The 16,972-nt window shown below is 60.4% G+C and carries 14 protein-coding genes; 5 read left to right on the top strand and 9 right to left on the bottom strand.

Translation table 11 applies throughout. The annotated features are described in order from the left end of the window. Nucleotides 1–81: 81 nt before the first annotated feature. From AB4N33_RS04665 to AB4N33_RS04705, 9 genes are all read right to left on the bottom strand, one after another. Entirely contained in the window at nucleotides 82–1,554 is a 1,473-nt protein-coding gene (locus AB4N33_RS04665) for a mannitol dehydrogenase family protein (RefSeq protein ID WP_460123626.1), read from the bottom strand. A 16-nt stretch (nucleotides 1,555–1,570) separates the two neighbouring features. Next, nucleotides 1,571–2,674 carry an ABC transporter ATP-binding protein gene (locus AB4N33_RS04670; protein ID WP_476456565.1) on the bottom strand — a complete coding sequence of 368 codons (1,104 nt, stop codon included), beginning with the start codon at nucleotides 2,672–2,674 and terminating at the stop codon, nucleotides 1,571–1,573. Between the two features lie 148 nt (nucleotides 2,675–2,822). Next, entirely contained in the window at nucleotides 2,823–3,653 is an 831-nt protein-coding gene (locus AB4N33_RS04675) for a carbohydrate ABC transporter permease (protein WP_460123632.1), read from the bottom strand. A 10-nt stretch (nucleotides 3,654–3,663) separates the two neighbouring features. After that, nucleotides 3,664–4,590 (bottom strand): carbohydrate ABC transporter permease, encoded by a 927-nt coding sequence (locus tag AB4N33_RS04680; protein ID WP_460123635.1) that lies wholly within the window; start codon nucleotides 4,588–4,590, stop codon nucleotides 3,664–3,666. Nucleotides 4,591–4,740: 150 nt separating this feature from the next. After that, on the bottom strand, nucleotides 4,741–6,051 hold the full coding sequence (locus AB4N33_RS04685; protein WP_476456566.1) for an ABC transporter substrate-binding protein: 1,311 nt from the start codon (nucleotides 6,049–6,051) through the stop codon (nucleotides 4,741–4,743). A gap of 203 nt (nucleotides 6,052–6,254) precedes the next feature. After that, on the bottom strand, nucleotides 6,255–7,160 hold the full coding sequence (locus tag AB4N33_RS04690) for a helix-turn-helix domain-containing protein (protein WP_460123641.1): 906 nt from the start codon (nucleotides 7,158–7,160) through the stop codon (nucleotides 6,255–6,257). Nucleotides 7,161–7,228: 68 nt separating this feature from the next. Next, nucleotides 7,229–8,071, bottom strand: coding sequence for a phosphatidylinositol-specific phospholipase C domain-containing protein (locus tag AB4N33_RS04695; protein WP_460123644.1), 843 nt, complete (start codon nucleotides 8,069–8,071; stop codon nucleotides 7,229–7,231). An 86-nt stretch (nucleotides 8,072–8,157) separates the two neighbouring features. Beyond that, nucleotides 8,158–9,453 (bottom strand): glycosyltransferase, encoded by a 1,296-nt coding sequence (locus tag AB4N33_RS04700; protein WP_476456567.1) that lies wholly within the window; start codon nucleotides 9,451–9,453, stop codon nucleotides 8,158–8,160. Between the two features lie 90 nt (nucleotides 9,454–9,543). Beyond that, on the bottom strand, nucleotides 9,544–9,909 hold the full coding sequence (locus tag AB4N33_RS04705; protein ID WP_460123650.1) for a response regulator: 366 nt from the start codon (nucleotides 9,907–9,909) through the stop codon (nucleotides 9,544–9,546). Between the two features lie 269 nt (nucleotides 9,910–10,178). Between AB4N33_RS04705 and AB4N33_RS04710 the strand changes: the two genes are divergently transcribed. The 5 genes from AB4N33_RS04710 to AB4N33_RS04730 all read left to right on the top strand — a co-directional run bounded on the left by AB4N33_RS04710 (nucleotide 10,179) and on the right by AB4N33_RS04730 (nucleotide 16,723). Continuing rightward, nucleotides 10,179–13,670, top strand: a complete 3,492-nt coding sequence (locus AB4N33_RS04710; RefSeq protein ID WP_476456568.1) for a response regulator — start codon at nucleotides 10,179–10,181, stop codon at nucleotides 13,668–13,670. Between the two features lie 17 nt (nucleotides 13,671–13,687). Beyond that, nucleotides 13,688–14,503: a CheR family methyltransferase gene (locus AB4N33_RS04715; RefSeq protein ID WP_460126657.1), complete on the top strand. Its 816-nt coding sequence runs from the start codon at nucleotides 13,688–13,690 to the stop codon at nucleotides 14,501–14,503. Further along, nucleotides 14,500–15,093 (top strand): chemotaxis protein CheB, encoded by a 594-nt coding sequence (locus AB4N33_RS04720; RefSeq protein WP_476456569.1) that lies wholly within the window; start codon nucleotides 14,500–14,502, stop codon nucleotides 15,091–15,093. The genes AB4N33_RS04715 and AB4N33_RS04720 overlap by 4 nt, the downstream gene beginning before the upstream one ends. Beyond that, nucleotides 15,087–16,268, top strand: a complete 1,182-nt coding sequence (locus tag AB4N33_RS04725) for a hybrid sensor histidine kinase/response regulator (RefSeq protein ID WP_476456570.1) — start codon at nucleotides 15,087–15,089, stop codon at nucleotides 16,266–16,268. The genes AB4N33_RS04720 and AB4N33_RS04725 overlap by 7 nt, the downstream gene beginning before the upstream one ends. 77 nt (nucleotides 16,269–16,345) lie before the next feature. Continuing rightward, nucleotides 16,346–16,723: a response regulator gene (locus tag AB4N33_RS04730; protein ID WP_460141489.1), complete on the top strand. Its 378-nt coding sequence runs from the start codon at nucleotides 16,346–16,348 to the stop codon at nucleotides 16,721–16,723. Nucleotides 16,724–16,972: the final 249 nt, after the last annotated feature.

Below are 16,972 nucleotides of genomic sequence, written 5' to 3' on the forward strand. Positions count from 1 at the left end.
AAGTTATGGGATGTCTCTACTGGCGCTATCGCGAGCAAGCTCGCTCCTACAGCGATGACGGCGGCACAGTCACCGCCGCATTCAAGCCAATACCCGCTCCAGCGTCGCCGAAACCCCCACCTCCCGCAAACTGTTGCAGCACCACTCGAACGCCGCCACAAACTCTGCCGAACGCGGGATCGCGGTGCCAAAAATTTCTTCGACCGCCAGCAACCGCTGGGTCATCAACGTATCATCAGCCACCAGCGCCTGACAAAACGCCGCCCGTGGGTCCGGGATCGTGTAGGTCGCGCCATGCTCATCGACCCCTTTCAGATACAACGCCCAAGCCGCCACCACCAGCGCCGCGCGTTGGGTCTCCCGGCCATCGGCTATCAATCGATTGATGGTCGGCACGGTGAACTTGGGAAACTTCGAGGAGCCGTCCGAGCATACCCGCTCCAACTGATCGGCAATCGCCTGATTGGAAAAGCGCTCGACCAGCGTGTTCTTGTAATCCTCCAGGTCGATGCCCGGCACTGGCGATAGTTGTGGGGTGACGTCCAGGTCCATGTATGCGCGCATGTAGCGCACGAAGAGCGGGTCGTTCATGGTCTCGTGAACGAAGCGGTAACCCTTCAGGAAGCCCAGGTAGGTCAGTGCCAGATGGCTGCCGTTGAGCAGCTTGATCTTCATTTCTTCGTAGGGCGTTACATCGTCGGTGAACTGCACGCCGACCTGTTCCCAGGCGGGGCGTCCGTTGACGAACTTGTCTTCCAGCACCCACTGCACGAAGGGTTCGCAGACCACCGGCCAGGCATCGTCAACGCCGTGTTTGTCGGCCAGTTGCAGGCGGTGGGCGGTGCTGGTCATCGGTGTGATGCGGTCGACCATGGCGTTGGGGAAGCTCACGTGCTCGGCAATCCAGTCGCGCAGATCGGCATCGCTCAATGCTGCAAAGGCGAGCAGCGCCTTACGGGTAACGGCGCCGTTGTGCGGCAGGTTATCGCAGGACATCAGGGTGAACGCCGGGATGCCGTTGGCGCGGCGTTTGGCCAGGGCGGCGCAGAGGAAGCCGAACACGGTGGTCGGCGCGTTCGGGTGCGCCAGGTCGTGCTGGATCTGCGGCAGGTGAGCCATGAATTCGCCGTTGCTGTCGTCGATGCAGTAGCCGCCTTCGGTGATGGTCAGCGAGACGATGCGGATCTCGGGGCTGGCCAGTTTGTCGATCAGCGCCTGCGCGCCGTCTTCAGCCAGCAACATGTCGCGGATCGCGCCGATCACCCGAACTTCGGTGTCGTCGCTGTCGCCGAGCTCAAACAGGGTGAACAGGTAATCCTGTTCCTTGAGGTCATCGCGGGCGCGGCGGTCTTCGGTACGCAGGCCGACGCCGCAGATCGCCCAGTCCAGGTCAACGCCTGTGTTCATCAAGGCGTCGGTGTAATAGGCCTGATGGGCACGATGGAAACCGCCGACGCCGATGTGGGCGATGCCTTGGCGAACGTCGCTCAGGCTGTACGCCGGCAGGACCACTTCAGGTGCGAGGTTGTGCAGGTTCTGGGTATTGAGTTTCATCGCAAATTCTCGGGAATCAGGCGGCTACGCGCAGTGGACGGGCCAGCGCCACGCCGTTGGCATCGAATAAATGGCAGTGCTCGGCATCCAGGTGCAGGCGCAGGGTTTCGCCGTAGCGGCTGGCCAGGTCGCCGCGTACGCGCAGGGTCAACGCTTCACCGGACGCGGTGCGCACGTGGCAGAAGGTGTCGCTGCCCAGGCGTTCGCTGACGTCGGCGGTGACGTGCAGGGTGCAATCGCCAGGTTTGGCCAGTTCCAGGTGCTCCGGGCGAATGCCCAGGGTCACCTCGTCGCCAATGCTCAGATGGGCGCCGCTCAACGGCAGGCTGACGTGGGTGCCGGCTGCCAGTGCAACTTCGCAACCCTGGCTGTCGATGCGCGTGACCTTGCCCTTGAGGAACCCCATTTTCGGCGTGCCCAGAAAACCTGCGACGAACAGGTTGGCCGGGTGGTGATAGAGGTCCAGTGGCGAACCCACCTGCTCGATCCTGCCACCGTTGAGCACCACGACCTTGTCGGCCATGGTCATGGCTTCCACCTGGTCATGGGTCACGTAGATCATGGTGGCTTGCAGGTCCTTGTGCAGGCGCAGCAGCTCGAGGCGCATCTGCACGCGCAGGGCGGCGTCGAGGTTGGACAGCGGTTCGTCGAACAGGAAGATCTTCGGGTTGCGCACGATGGCCCGGCCGATCGCCACGCGCTGGCGCTGACCGCCCGACAGTTGCTTGGGCTTGCGCTCCAGCATCGGCCCCAGTTCGAGGATGCGCGCTGCTTCGGCGACTTTCTTCTCGACTTCGGCCTTGGGCACGCCGGCCAGGTCCAGGGCGAACGACATGTTTTTGCGCACGCTCATGTGCGGGTACAGGGCGTAGGTCTGGAACACCATGGCCAGGTCGCGCTTGGCCGGGCTGACTTCGGTGATGTCGCGGCCATCGAGTTCGATGGTGCCGCCGCTGACCTCTTCCAGGCCGGCGATCAGGCGCAGCAGGGTGGACTTGCCACAGCCCGAAGGGCCGACGAAGACCACGAACTCCTTGTCGTTCACCTCAAGGTCAATGCCCTTGATGATGGAAAAGCCTTCGAAACCTTTTTGCAGGTTTTTGATTTTCAGGTTGGCCATGGGGTTGGGCCTCCTCATGCATTATGACTTTTCTGTAGGAGCGAGCATGCTCGCGATGGACTTCAGGGCACCGTGGGGTGTCAGGCTGCCAGCGTCATTGTTGGCGACCATCGCGAGCGTGCTCGCTCCTACAGGGGATGGGGTTGATTCACTTGACGGCACCAAAGGAAAGCCCCCGCACCAATTGCTTCTGGCTGATCCAGCCAAAAATCAGGATCGGTGCGCAAGCCAGGGTCGAGACGGCGGACAACTTGGCCCAGAACAAACCCTCCGGGCTTGAGTAGGAGGCGATCAGGGCGGTCAGGGGGGCGGCTTTCGACGAAGTCAGGTTCAGCGACCAGAAGGCCTCGTTCCAGCACAGGATCAGCGACAGCAGCACGGTGGAGGCCAGGCCGCCCTTGGCGATCGGCAGCAGCACCCGCAGCATTTCCTGAGCCAGGGTGGCGCCGTCCAGGCGAGCGGCTTCGAGGATGTCCTTGGGGATGTCCTTGAAGTAGGTGTACACCATCCAGACCACGATCGGCAGGTTGATCAGCGTGTAGATGATGATCAGCGCGATGCGCGTATCCAGCAGGCCAAAACTCTTGGCCAGCAGGTAAATGGGCATCAGTACGCCCACCGGCGGCAGCATCTTGGTGGAGAGCATCCACAGCAGCGTGCCTTTGGTGCGCTGGGTTTCGTAGAACGCCATGGAGTAGGCCGCCGGCACCGCGATCAGCAGGCACAGGGCGGTGGCGCTGAAGGAAATCACCACCGAGTTCCAGGCGAAGCTGAAGTAATCGCTGCGTTCGTTGATGTGCAGGTAGTTCTCCAGCGTCGGCGTGAAGATGAATTGCGGCGGCGTGGCGAACGCGTCGATTTCGGTCTTGAAGCTGGTCAGCACCATCCAGAAGATCGGGAAGAAAATCAGGATCGCGATGGCCCAGGCCAGGGTGCCCAGCAGCAGGCTTTGCAGGCGACGGGATTGTTGAAGGGTCATGGCGCGGGCCTCAGGCTTTGTCTGTCAGGTTTTTGCCGATCATGCGCACCAGCACGATGGCCGCGATGTTGGCGATGACCACGGCGATCAGGCCGCCAGCCGACGCCATGCCGACGTCGAACTGCACCAGCGCCTGGTTGTAGATCAGGTAGGCGAGGTTGGTCGAGGCATAGCCGGGGCCGCCGTTGGTGGTGGTGAAGATCTCGGCGAACACCGACAGCAGGAAGATGGTCTCGATCATCACCACCACCGCAATCGGCCGCGCCAGGTGCGGCAGGGTCAGGTGCCAGAAAATCGCGATGGGACCTGCACCGTCCAGGCGTGCGGCTTCTTTCTGTTCCTGGTCGAGGGACTGCATGGCGGTCATCAGGATCAGGATCGCGAACGGTAGCCATTGCCACGAGACAATGATGATGATCGACAGCAGCGGGTAGTGCGCCAGCCAGTCCACCGGCTGGGCGCCGAACAGCTTCCAGACGTAGGCGAGGATCCCCGACACCGGGTGGAAAATCAGGTTTTTCCAGATCAGGGCGCCGACGGTGGGCATGATGAAAAACGGCGAGATCAGCATCACCCGCACAATGCCTCGCCCGAGGAAATCGGTGGCTTCGAGCAGGGCGCTGATCAGTACCCCCAGCACCACGCTGATCAGCAGCACGCTGCCCACCAGCAACAGGGTGTTGGTGGCGCCGGGCATGAACCCCGAGTCGGTGAGGAAGTAGGTGAAGTTCTCGATGCCCACGAACTCGTTTTCGCCGGGGTAGAGCAGGTTGTAGCGGATCATCGAGAAATACACGGTCATGCCCAGCGGCACGATCATCCACAGCAGCAACAACGCCACCGAGGGGCTGACCAGAAACCAGCCGGGGTTGGCCAGCCGGTTTTTGCGCACCGGCTGGGGGATGTCCATTTGGGCTTTGGCGGTTGAGGTGTTCATGGTGTTAGCACCTAGTCATACAGACCTGAGGAGATCCAGCTGTGGGAGCGGGCTTGCCCGCGATGGCGGTGTGTCAGAGACATCTTTGTTGGCTGACACACCCTCATCGCGGGCAAGCCCGCTCCCACAGGGTGGGTAGAGGTGTGGCGGCTACTTGGGATAACCCGCGCGCTTCATCTCGCGCTCGGTGGTTTGCTGGGCCGCGGCCAAGGCCTGGTCGACCGTGCTCTGGCCGATCAACGCTGCCGAGAACAGCTTGCCCACCTGGGTGCCCACTGCCTGGAACTCGGGGATGGTCACCAACTGGATGCCGATGTAAGGCACCGGGCGTGCACCGGGTTGGGCAGGGTCTGCGGCCTTGAGCGATTCCAGCGTAACCTTGGCGAACGGCGCTGCGTTCATGTAGTCGTCGCTGTAGGTCGAGGCGCGGGTGCCCGGTGGGACGTTGGCGATGCCGTCGGTTTTCGCCACCAGCGCGCCGTACTCTTTGGAGGTCGCCCAGGCGCTGAAGGTTTTGGCGGCGTCCTTGGCCTTGGAGCTGGTAGGGATTGCCAGGGCCCAGGAGTACAACCACGCCGAGCCTTTATCAGTGGTTTCGTGCGGCGCGTAGGTGAAACCGACGTGGTCGCTGACCTTGCTCTGGGTCTTGTCGGTGACGAACGAGCCGGCGACGCTGGCGTCGACCCAGATCGCGCACTTGCCGCTGTTGAACAACGCGAGGTTTTCGTTGAAGCCGTTGCTCGACGCACCCGGCGGGCCGGATTTTTTCATGGTGTCGACGTAGAAGTTCAGCGCGTTCTTCCACTCGGGACCGCTGAATTCCGGCTGCCATTTTTCATCGAACCAGCGTGCGCCATAAGCATTGGCGACCGTGGTGATCAGCGCCATGTTCTCGCCCCAGCCGGCCTTGCCGCGCAGGCAGATGCCGTACTGTTCCTTGTCCTTGTGGGTGAGTTTGCCGGCGAATTCGGCGATCTGGGTCCAGGTCGGCCGCTCGGGCATGGTGAGGCCGGCGTCCTTGAACAGATCGGTGCGGTAATAGGTGATCGAGCTCTCGGCGTAGAAAGGCAGTGCATACAGCGAACCCTTCACTGAAAGGCCTTCGCGCACGGAAGGGAACACGTCGTCCAGGTCGTAGGAAGCGGGCAGATCCTTCATCGGTTCCAACCAACCCTTGGCGCCCCACAGTGCCGCTTCGTACATGCCGATGGTCAACACGTCGAACTGACCGCCCTGGGTGGCGATGTCGGTGGTCAGGCGCTGGCGCAGGACGTTTTCTTCCAGCACCACCCAATTGAGCTTGATGTCCGGGTGCTCGGCCTCGAAGGTCTTCGAGAGCTTTTGCATGCGGATCATGTCGCTGTTGTTGACGGTGGCGATGGTCAGCGTCTGGGCGCCGAGGCTGACGCTGCTGAGGGTCATGCAGGTGAGGGCGAGCAGAGCTTTTACGGAAGGTTGCATCGTGCACTCCTTTTCTGCACCCGGCGGGTCGCAGAAGGACAGTTATTGTTTTTGTGTCTTCCATCGATGGAAGAGGTGCGCTGATTACAGCCTTCAACGGGCGATGAGACAAATCGTTCATCGCACGTTGACTGATACTTTTTTGCACTGGATAGCTGGCCACTGTGGGGGCGGGCAAGCCCGCTCCCACAGAGAACCTTGAGTCAGCCCAGATTCTGCTCGGTCAAACGCTGCACCACCAACCGCCGATAGTGCGATGGCGTCATGCCCTTGAGCTGCTGGAAGCGACGATTGAAGTTGGAAATGTTGTTGAACCCCGACTCAAAGCACACATCCGTCACTGGCTTATCACCATCGGCCAGCAACTCGCAGGACTTGCTGATGCGCAGCCGATTGACGAATTCGATGAAGTTGCGGCCGGTGGCTTGTTTGAACACGCGGCTGAAGTAGGTCGGCTTCATGCCCAGGTGCTCGGCGACTTCCTCCAACGGGAGCTCGCGGGCGTAGTGGGCGAAGATGTAGTCCACCGCGCGGTTGGTGCGGTCTACGTTGTGCTCGTCCGCCAGTTGCGGCGTGGTCGCTCCGGACAGTAACTGGTAATCGTCGCAGCTGGCGAGCAGCTCCAGCAGGATGAAAAAATGCCCCAGGCGGGTCACGCCCTGAGTATCGGCAATGCGCTGCATCAAGGTCATGGCCTGGCGGATGGTGTGCTTGGCGCGAAACTCGATGCCGTACTGCGCGCGCTCCAGCAACGGTGCCAGGGTCTTGAGTTCGGCAAACACCTGGTGGCCGCTCTCGAACAGTTCGTCGGTGAAGTTGACCAGCATGTCGCGCTTGGGCACGACCTCATCCTCGGCCACCTGGCTGATCCAGTTATGAGGCAGGTTGGGGCCGGTGAGAAACAGCGTTTGAGGGTGGAAGTTGCCGATGTAGTCGCCAATGAACACCTTGCCGGAGCTGGCAACGATCAGGTGCAGTTCGTACTCCTTGTGGAAATGCCAGCGCACCAGCGGGCAGGGGAAGCCATGCTGGCGATAAATGATGGACAAACCGTTGTGGTCATCCATCAGTTCGTAGGAAGGGTCGGTCACTCGGGCGGTTCGGGTCATGTCGAGGCGCTTTTTTTATTTTCGCCTACCGATCATGCCTCTTTCGTGCCGCTTAATGCCAGCCTGGTTCAGCTGTCTTGCCGGGCGACGGCCTTCATGCTGCTGGCGCTCCAGCAGTATTGGACGATCTTCGATTCGTCGAAAAAGTCGACATTGATCAGGCTGCAACGGGTCACCCAGTCGCCAGCGGTATTAAACCAGTCGTTGATTTCATCCTTCAGCGGCAGAGGCCCGCGCAGCAGCGAATAACCGGTGGCCGAGAGCGACCACAGGAAGGTTTCATTCGACAGGTTTTGCAGGGTCGTGCCGATGTGGCGCCTGAGTTCATCGGTACTGGTGAATAAGCTGTCCAACCATTTATGCGGGATTCGCGGCCAGAAATGCGAGCCGTTGACACCGGGTAATGGTGGCGCCGACATGACGATCCGTCGAAGCGAACTGTCGGCCTTGAGCTGCCCAATGGTTTTCCAGGCGTCCATGGCGAGCACGCAACGCGAGCCGAGCCGACTCATCAGTGTTTCGCCGAGTTTGCGCGAGTCGAACGGTTGGTCGTCGCCCAGTTCGTGGAAGTCCAGGACGATGAACTCATGCTCATGGCGATCGATGAATGCCAGAACGGCATCGATCAGTTCGTCCAGCCGCCGATGGGATTCAAAACCGCGGTGATGAAAGTAAAAGACCGGTTGACCGTCGTCCTCCCGGTAGCCCAGGCGCAAATCGAATGCGCGGATGCCGTTCGCCAGTTGGAAGGCGAACGAATCGTTCTGGCATGTGGTCCAGGTGCCGACGATCACATCGTAGTTGGGGGCCTTCTTGTCCATGCCGGCATTGTGGGCACAGGGCCAGACGATGTCGGTGAGTTTGAGGGTATCGACCTCGAGGATGGTGCTCATCCAGGTGCGTTTGTTCATCAGCGTACATTCCTTGTGGCTGAATGGGGTTTATCTGTGAGTGTCAGGTATAAGGACAGAAAAACAGAAAACCAATCCCGACCTTGCTACTGAACGTTGCGGTTCTTCGCCTCGATCCACTGCGCCATGTACTGGGTGCTCTTGTGCTGGTGATGACGCAGCATGCTGCCGGTGAAATTGTCCCGGCGAATGTCTGCCAGATGTTGCCGGCACTCGGACAGCCTTTGGATCAAGGCCGGACCGTGGACGGACTGCCGGTAACGCTCGGTCAACAGTGACAATCCCTGTGCCTGGGCCCTCTGCCAAAGGGCCTGGTCGGTGTACAACTTCACGGCCTGATCGGCGAACTCGCGGGCCGTTCGGGTAATCGCCCCGGGCCAGTCGGCCTCGCCGTGCATGCCTTCGGCGCCGATCGGCGTGGTGACGTTAGGCGTGCCGCAGAGCATCGCGTCGAGGTTCTTGCCCTTGATGCCCGCACCAAAGCGCAGCGGGGCCAGCAACACCCGCGCGGCGCTCATCACCTGCAAGGCATCTTCGGCCCAGTTCATCACGTGGAAACCCTGGGCCGCGTTATGCAGCGCCGTGGCCTTGGGCGGCGTGTAGGCGCCATAAATATGCAGTTGCGCCGTGGGCAACTGCTGGCGGATCAGCGGCCAAACGGTGTTTTTCAGCCACAGCACCGCATCCCAGTTGGGCGCATGGCGAAAGTTGCCGATGCTCAGGAAGTTCGCCCGCGCTTCAAATGGGGCTGGCGCGGCGCTCGGTGGTTCGACCATCAACGGGCACCCGTGCAGGAGGCTGCGCGGCACCTTGAACTGCTCGACCAGCAGCTCGATTTCCACTTCGGAGATCATCAGGTTCAAGTCGCAACGGTACAGCGCCGCTATTTCCCGCTTGGCCAGGTCCGTATCGGCCATCAGTTCGAATTCTTCGCGCAACGCCGGGGCAAACAAGGCGCTGAAGTCGCTGTCATCATCACTGGCCTTCAGACGGTCCTTGAGCCGTTGATGCCGGGCGTGGCGAAGGCTTTGCAGGTCCTGGGTGGCCAATACGCGCAGCGCCTCGGGGCAGTGTTTTTCCACGCGCCAGCCGAACTGCTCTTCCATCATGAATTGCTCGAACAGCACGATGTCCGGCGCCAGGTCGCTGACGAAGGCATCAAAACTGCTGTTGTTCAATTCGATCGGCACTTCGCGGATGCCCAGCACGGTCAGGTCTTCCTGATGCTCGCCCGCGCCTGCGGGGCTGCTGAACGTCACGTCCCAGCCTTGTTGCAGGAACGTCCCGAGCAGTTGCATGACATAGCCGCCCGCCGCCGAAGACTTGGGTTCGGGCCAGACATAGCCAATGACCAGGATTCTGGTGGCGCGGGGCTGATTCATGCGGGAAATTCCTAGAAGCGCGGGAGGGGGGAGAGCCGGCGCGACATCAAATATTGACTGAGGTGGTTACCCGACGGGCACAGACCTCCATCAGCCCTGATTAAGAATGCCTTTGACCTTGTCGCGCAGTTGGTCGATGGAGAACGGCTTGCCGATGACATGCATGTCGGCGGGCGCATCGATGTTCTCGGCGTAGCCGCTGGCGAAAAGCACCGGCAGCAGGGGACGCGCCATGCGTGCCTGAGTGGCCAGTTCCCGGCCATCCATGCCGGGCAAGCCGAAGTCGGTCATCATCAGGTGGATGTCCTGGGAGCTGTCGTTGAGAAACGCCAGGGCCTGCTCGCCGCCGTCGGCCTCCAAAACCTTGAACTCCAGCTCTTCCAGGACATCTACGATCAGCATACGCACGATGTCGTCGTCTTCGACGACCAGGATGGTGGATTGTTCGGCGGACATAAAGGGGCTCTCAGAGGTTGAAGGTACTGTGTCCAGTCGATAAGAAGTGCCGGACTCTTGCATGAGTAAGTCACGAAGCCCTACTAGTTCCCAATGGACCTGGAAAAAGAATAGCTGCGCATGCGCGGACAAGGATAACGCGCTCTGCCCGGCGGGCGCAGTGCAATGTAGGATTTTGCGCACAAAAACGTCAGAAAAATGGATCCATGTGGCGCATTTGGGGCAAAATCCCCGTTTTCCAATATTCCAACAGACGACAAGGCCCACCCATGACCACAGCGTCTTCGGTTGATGAACAACGCTTTCGTAAACTGCTGAGCCGTAATATCAGCCTGCCCTTGGGCGTCGGCGCGCTCAGCGCGATATTTTTCGTAGTCTTGATCACCTATCTGTTGTCAGTGATTCAGTGGGTGGAGCACACCGACCGAGTGATCAATAACGCCAATGAAGCGGTGAAACTTACCGTTGACCAGGAAACCGGCATGCGCGGCTTTCTGCTGGGTGGCGACGAGAAATTCCTCGAACCCTACGAAACGGCCAAACCAAGACTGGCGGTGACCATTGATACGCTATTGGAACTGACCGCGGACAACCCGGTACAGACCGATCGCCTGCACCAGATCCAGGCGCTGCAGAAGGAGTGGGGGGCGTACGCCCAGAACCTGATCGACCTGCAACGCTCCTCCGGGGATTATCGCAGTGCGGTCAAGGCGGGTCGCGGCAAACGCCTGACCGACGAGGTGCGCAAACAGTTCGAGGACGTCGTGGCCACCGAGCAGCAATTGCGCGCCTCGCGCAATGCCGATGTGCGCCGCACGACGATCTGGAGCATCAGCCTCTATCTGGTGTTCATCTTCGCCATCAGCGCCTTGCTGGCGTACATCGGTCGGCGCGATCTGCTCAATCTGTCGCAAAATTATGCGGCCAACCTGGCGGCACAGAACGCCAGCGCCCAGCGCCTGGAAAAACAGGCGTGGCTGCGCAATGGCCAGACCGAACTGGCCGAGCAGGTGCTGGGGCAGTTGTCGCTCAATCTACTGGGTCGCAACATTCTGCAGTTCTGTGCGCAGTACCTGGGCACAGCCGTCGCGGCGCTTTACTTGCGTGAAGAACACGGCGGGCTCAAGCGCATCGCGACGTACGGTTTTTCCCGTGAGCAGGAAGCCCTGGAACAGCACATTTACAGCGACGAAGGCATTGTCGGCCAGGTGGCGCAACAGGCGCGTTTGATTCGTCTGGACTCGGTGCCGCAGGATTATTTCAAAGTCAGCTCGGGCCTTGGCGAAGGCCTGCCGCACAGCGTGTTGGTGGTGCCGACCAGCGATGATAAACGCGTCAACGGCGTGATCGAGCTCGGCTTCCTGCGCCCGCTGGACGACCGCGACGTTGAATTGCTTGAACTGATCGCCGGCAATATCGGCACGTCCATCGAGGCGGCGCGCTATCGCCAGCGCTTGCAGGAAGTGCTGGCTGAAACCCAGCAGCTCAATGAAGAGTTGCAAGTCCAGCAGGAAGAACTCAAGACCGCCAACGAAGAGCTGGAAGAACAGTCGCGGGTGCTCAAGGAATCCCAGGCTCACCTGGAAACCCAGCAGGTTGAGCTTGAGCAGACCAACGAACAGCTCGCCGAACAGGCGCAGACCCTGGCCGACCAGCGCGACGCCATGGACCTGAAGAACAGTGAACTCAACCAGGCGCAGGCGCAATTGGAAGAGCGTGCCGAAGAACTACAGCGTTCGAGCAAGTACAAGTCCGAATTCCTCGCCAACATGTCCCACGAACTGCGCACGCCGCTCAACAGTTCGTTGATCCTGGCCAAGCTGCTGGCGGAAAACCCCCAGGAAAACCTTAGCGCCGAACAGGTCAAGTTCGCGGAGTCGATCTATTCGGCCGGCAATGATCTGCTCAACTTGATCAATGACATTCTCGACATTTCCAAGGTCGAGGCCGGCAAGTTGGAAGTGCGCCCGGAAACCACCAGCGTCGCGCGCCTGGTGGACGGTTTGCGCAGCATGTTCGAGCCGATGGCGGCAGACAAGCGACTGGAGTTCCGGATCGACGTCCAGCCGGGCTCGCCGACGACGATCTTCACCGACCGCCAGCGCCTGGAGCAAGTGATCAAGAACCTGTTGTCCAACGCGGTGAAGTTCACCGAGCAGGGCTCGGTCAGCCTGACGGTTGCCAGTCAGCCCCACGACGGCATCGCGTTTGTCGTGCGCGATTCCGGGATCGGCATTGCTGCCGATCAGCAGGAGAGCATTTTCGAGGCGTTCCGTCAGGCCGATGGCACCACCAATCGCCGTTATGGCGGTACGGGGCTGGGCCTGTCGATTTCCCGTGACCTTGCGGCGCTGCTGGGCGGCTCCATCAGTGTCACCAGTGCGCCGGGGCAGGGCAGTGTCTTCACCCTGGTGCTGCCGCAGGAGTATGTGGAATCGGGAGATGCTCCAGCGACGCCATTGCGGGTTGCACCGGTGGCGAGCATGCCGAGCGCGCCGGCTGCCCTGCCGGCAGCACGGGTTACCGAGGTGCAGATTCCGCGTTTTGAGGACGACCGCACCATGGCGCCCTTCAAGACCCGCTGTATTCTGGTGGTGGAAGACGAGCCGAACTTCGCGCACATCCTCTATGACCTGGCGCACGAACTGGGCTATCAGTGCCTGGTCGCCCATGGCGCCGACGAAGGTTACGAGCTGGCAAGCGATTTCATCCCCGACGCCATCCTGCTCGACATGCGCCTGCCGGACCATTCCGGCTTGACGGTGTTGCAGCGCCTGAAGGAAAACGCCGAGACGCGGCATATTCCGGTGCACGTGATTTCGGTCGAGGACCGCGTCGAGGCCGCCATGCACATGGGCGCCATCGGGTATGCGGTCAAGCCCACCACCCGCGAAGAGCTCAAGGACGTGTTTGGCCGCCTCGAAGCCAAGCTGACCCAGAAGGTCAAGCGCGTGCTGCTGGTGGAGGACGACGACCTGCAACGCGACAGCATCGCCCGGTTGATCGGCGATGATGACATCGAGATCACCGCCGTGGGCCTCGCCCAGGACGCGCTGGATCTGCTGCGCACGCAGATTTACGACTGCATGATCATCGACCTGAAGTTACCGGACATGCTCGGCAATGACCTGCTCAAGCGCATGTCCACCGAGGAAATCTGTTCGTTCCCGCCGGTCATCGTCTACACCGGACGCAACCTGACCCGTGACGAAGAGGCCGAGCTGCGCAAATATTCACGCTCGATCATCATCAAGGGCGCGCGCTCCCCGGAGCGCCTGCTGGACGAGGTCACACTCTTTCTGCACAAAGTCGAATCCAAGTTGTCCCATGAGCGCCAGACGATGCTCAAGACCGCGCGCAGCCGCGACAAGGTCTTCGAGGGTCGCAAGGTGCTGCTGGTGGACGACGATGTTCGCAACATCTTCGCCCTGACCAGCGCGCTGGAGCACAAGGGCGCCGTGGTGGTCATTGGCCGCAACGGTCGCGAAGCGATCGAGAAACTCAACGAAGTCGAGGACATCGATCTGGTGTTGATGGACGTGATGATGCCGGAGATGGACGGGTTCGAGGCCACCAGCCTGATCCGCCAGGATCCGCGCTGGCGCAAGCTGCCGATCATCGCAGTGACCGCCAAGGCCATGAAGGACGATCAGGAGCGCTGCCTGCAGGCGGGCGCCAACGATTACCTGGCCAAGCCCATTGACCTGGACCGCCTCTTCTCGCTGATTCGCGTGTGGTTACCGAAGATGGAACGCATTTAGTGGAACGTACGTATTCAATGGAGCACAACAGCGAAATCGAGCTGCGGCTGTTGATCGAGGCGATTTACCTCAAATACAGCTACGATTTTCGTGACTATTCGGGGGCGTCGATCAAGCGTCGGGTGTTGCATGCGCTGAACCAGTTCGAATGCGCGACCATTTCGGCGCTGCAAGAGAAGGTGCTGCACGATCCCACGGCTTTCATGCAGTTGCTGCAACTGCTGACGATCCCGGTCAGCGAGATGTTCCGCGACCCTTCGCACTTCCTGGCCATTCGCCGGGAAGTGGTGCCGCTGCTCAGGACCTACCCCTCGATCAAGATCTGGATCGCCGGGTGCAGCACCGGCGAAGAGGTGTATTCGATGGCCATCCTGCTGCGCGAGGAAGGTTTGTTGGAGCGCACTATCATCTATGCCACCGACATCAATCCGCGCTCGCTGGAGAAGGCCAAACAGGGTATTTTCTCCATGGAAAATGTCCGCGCCTACACGCATAACTACCAGAAGGCCGGTGGCCAGCGCTCGTTTGCTGACTATTACACCGCCGCCTATGGCTACGCGATTTTCGACAAGAGTCTGTGTGAGAACGTGACCTTCGCCGACCACAGCCTGGCGACGGACAGCGTGTTCTCGGAAACCCAGTTAATTTCATGCCGTAACGTACTGATTTATTTCAATAAAAAACTACAGGATCGGGCCTTCGGGCTGTTCCATGAATCCTTGTGCCATCGGGGATTCCTGGTGTTGGGCAGCAAGGAAACCCCGGACTTTTCCAGCTTCGGCAACCAATTCGAGCCGTTGGTGAAACAAGAACGGATCTACCGTAAATCATGAGCCAGGCTGCGGATTTACCTCGGGTAGAGGCCATCGTGATCGGCGCGTCGGCCGGTGGTGTGGAAGCGTTGATGGGGCTTCTCGGCCCTTTGCGTCAAGGCTTCACGCTGCCGATCATCGTTGTCCTGCACCTGCCGGACGAGCGCCGCAGCCAGTTGGCCGAGGTGTTCGCCCGCCGCGTGGCGATGCGTGTCGAAGAGGCGGGTGACAAGAGTCCCGTCGAGGCGGGCACCCTGTATTTCGCGACGCCCGGCTATCATTTGTCGATAGAACAGGACCGCAGCTTCTCCCTGAGCCTGGAAGACCGTGTGCATTACTCGCGCCCGGCCATCGACTTTCTGTTCGAGTCGGCGGCGGATGCCTACGGCCCGTCCCTGGCGGCGGTGCTGTTGACCGGTGCCAACCGCGATGGCGCGAAGGGCTTGGCGCAGGTCCAGCGACAGGGTGGCCTGACCATCGTTCAAGATCCGAACGAGGCGCAGGTCGCGACCATGCCCCTGGCCGCGCTGGACACTCACCAGCCTGATCACATTCTCCCCATCCACGGCATTGGCCGTCTGCTTGCCGAGCTGGAACGAATCGCATGTTAAGTAATATCCAAACCAAGCTGCTGATCGTCGACGATCTGCCGGAAAACCTGTTGGCGCTCGAAGCGCTGATCAAGCGCGAAGATCGCGTGGTGTACAAGGCGCTGTCTGCTGACGAGGCCCTGTCGTTATTGCTGCAACACGAATTCGCCATGGCCATCCTCGACGTGCAGATGCCCGGCATGAACGGCTTCGAACTGGCCGAGTTGATGCGTGGCACGGAGAAAACCAAGCACATCCCGATTGTGTTCGTCAGCGCCGCAGGCCGCGAGCTGAACTACGCGTTCAAGGGCTACGAAAGCGGGGCGGTGGACTTCCTTCACAAGCCGCTGGATATCCACGCGGTCAAGAGCAAGGTCAATGTGTTCGTCGAGCTCTACCGCCAGAGCAAGGCCATGCAGCGACAGGTCGAAGCCTTGGAGCAGAGCCGCCGCGAACAGGAAGCGCTGCTTAAGGAGTTGCAGAGCACGCAGTTGGAATTACAGCAGGCGGTCCGCATGCGCGATGACTTCATGTCGATTGTTGCCCACGAAGTGCGCACGCCACTCAACGGCCTGATCCTGGAAACCCAGCTACGCAAGATGCACCTGGCCCGGGATAACGCTGCGGCGTTTACCCTGGACAAGATGCACGCGATGGTTGATCGCGACGAACGGCAAATCAAGAGCCTGATCCGCCTGATCGAAGACATGCTGGATGTGTCACGGATACGTACTGGCAAGCTGTCGATACGACCGACACGCTTCGACCTTTCGGTGCTGGTTCGCAACGTGTTACAGAATTTCATGCCGCAGATCGATGCCGCCGAATGCACGGTTTCCCTGGACGCTGAGCAGCCAGTGGTGGGTAATTGGGACGAATTTCGTATCGAGCAGGTGATTTCCAACCTGCTGACCAACGCCTTGCGTTACGGTGCCAAGGGCCCGATCGACGTGAAGGTGTACAGTGAGCAGGATCAGGCACGGGTGGAAGTGCGCGATTTTGGCATCGGCATTGGTGAGGAAAACCAGAAGCGCATCTTCCAGCAGTTCGAACGGGTGACCGCCAAGCACGCGGTCGCCGGTCTGGGCCTGGGGTTGTTTATTTCAGAACAGATCGTGACCGCCCATGGCGGCACCATAACCGTCGACAGCCGGATTGGCGAAGGCGCCCTGTTTCGCGTTTGTCTGCCGCTGTAGGAAAACAGCCGGACGAACGCAACCTCTGATCGACCTCACGGTCGTATCAGCAGCTATTGACCGAACAAAGGCTTCCCATGAGTGAAGATGCACAAGACGTGGTACTGATCGTCGAAGATGACCCCTCGATTCTGATGGTGCTGTCGGCTTATCTGTCGGGGGAGGGTTATCGGGTGCTGCAGGCCGAAAACGGCGAGCAGGCCTTCGCGATCCTGGCGAGCAAACCGCACCTGGACATGATGATCACCGATTTTCGCCTGCCGGGCGGGATCTCCGGTGTGCAGATCGCCGAGCCCGCGGTCAAGTTGCGGCCGGAACTGAAGGTGATTTTCATCAGCGGTTACCCGCAGGAAATCCGCGAGACCGACAGCCCGATCACGCGCAAGGCGCCCATCCTGGCCAAACCATTTGACCTGGATGAGCTGCAGGAACTGATGCAGGACATGTTGGAGTAGGGATTTACCTGCGACTGCGGTGTGTCATGCCAATGAGCGGTGTTTGACACATCGGTTTCGCGGGTAGCCTGAGTGCCCGCGATGGCCGGTCTACCATCGCGAGCAAGCTCGCTCCTACAGGGGATCGCGGGATGCTTTTGATCTTTTGTAGGAGCGGGCTTGCCCGCGATAGTCCTTAACGATGACGCGGGTAGCCTGAGTGCCCGCGGTGGCCGGTCTACCATCGCGAGCAAGCTCGCTCCTACAGGG

The organism is Pseudomonas sp. S1_E05, assembly GCF_056337105.1.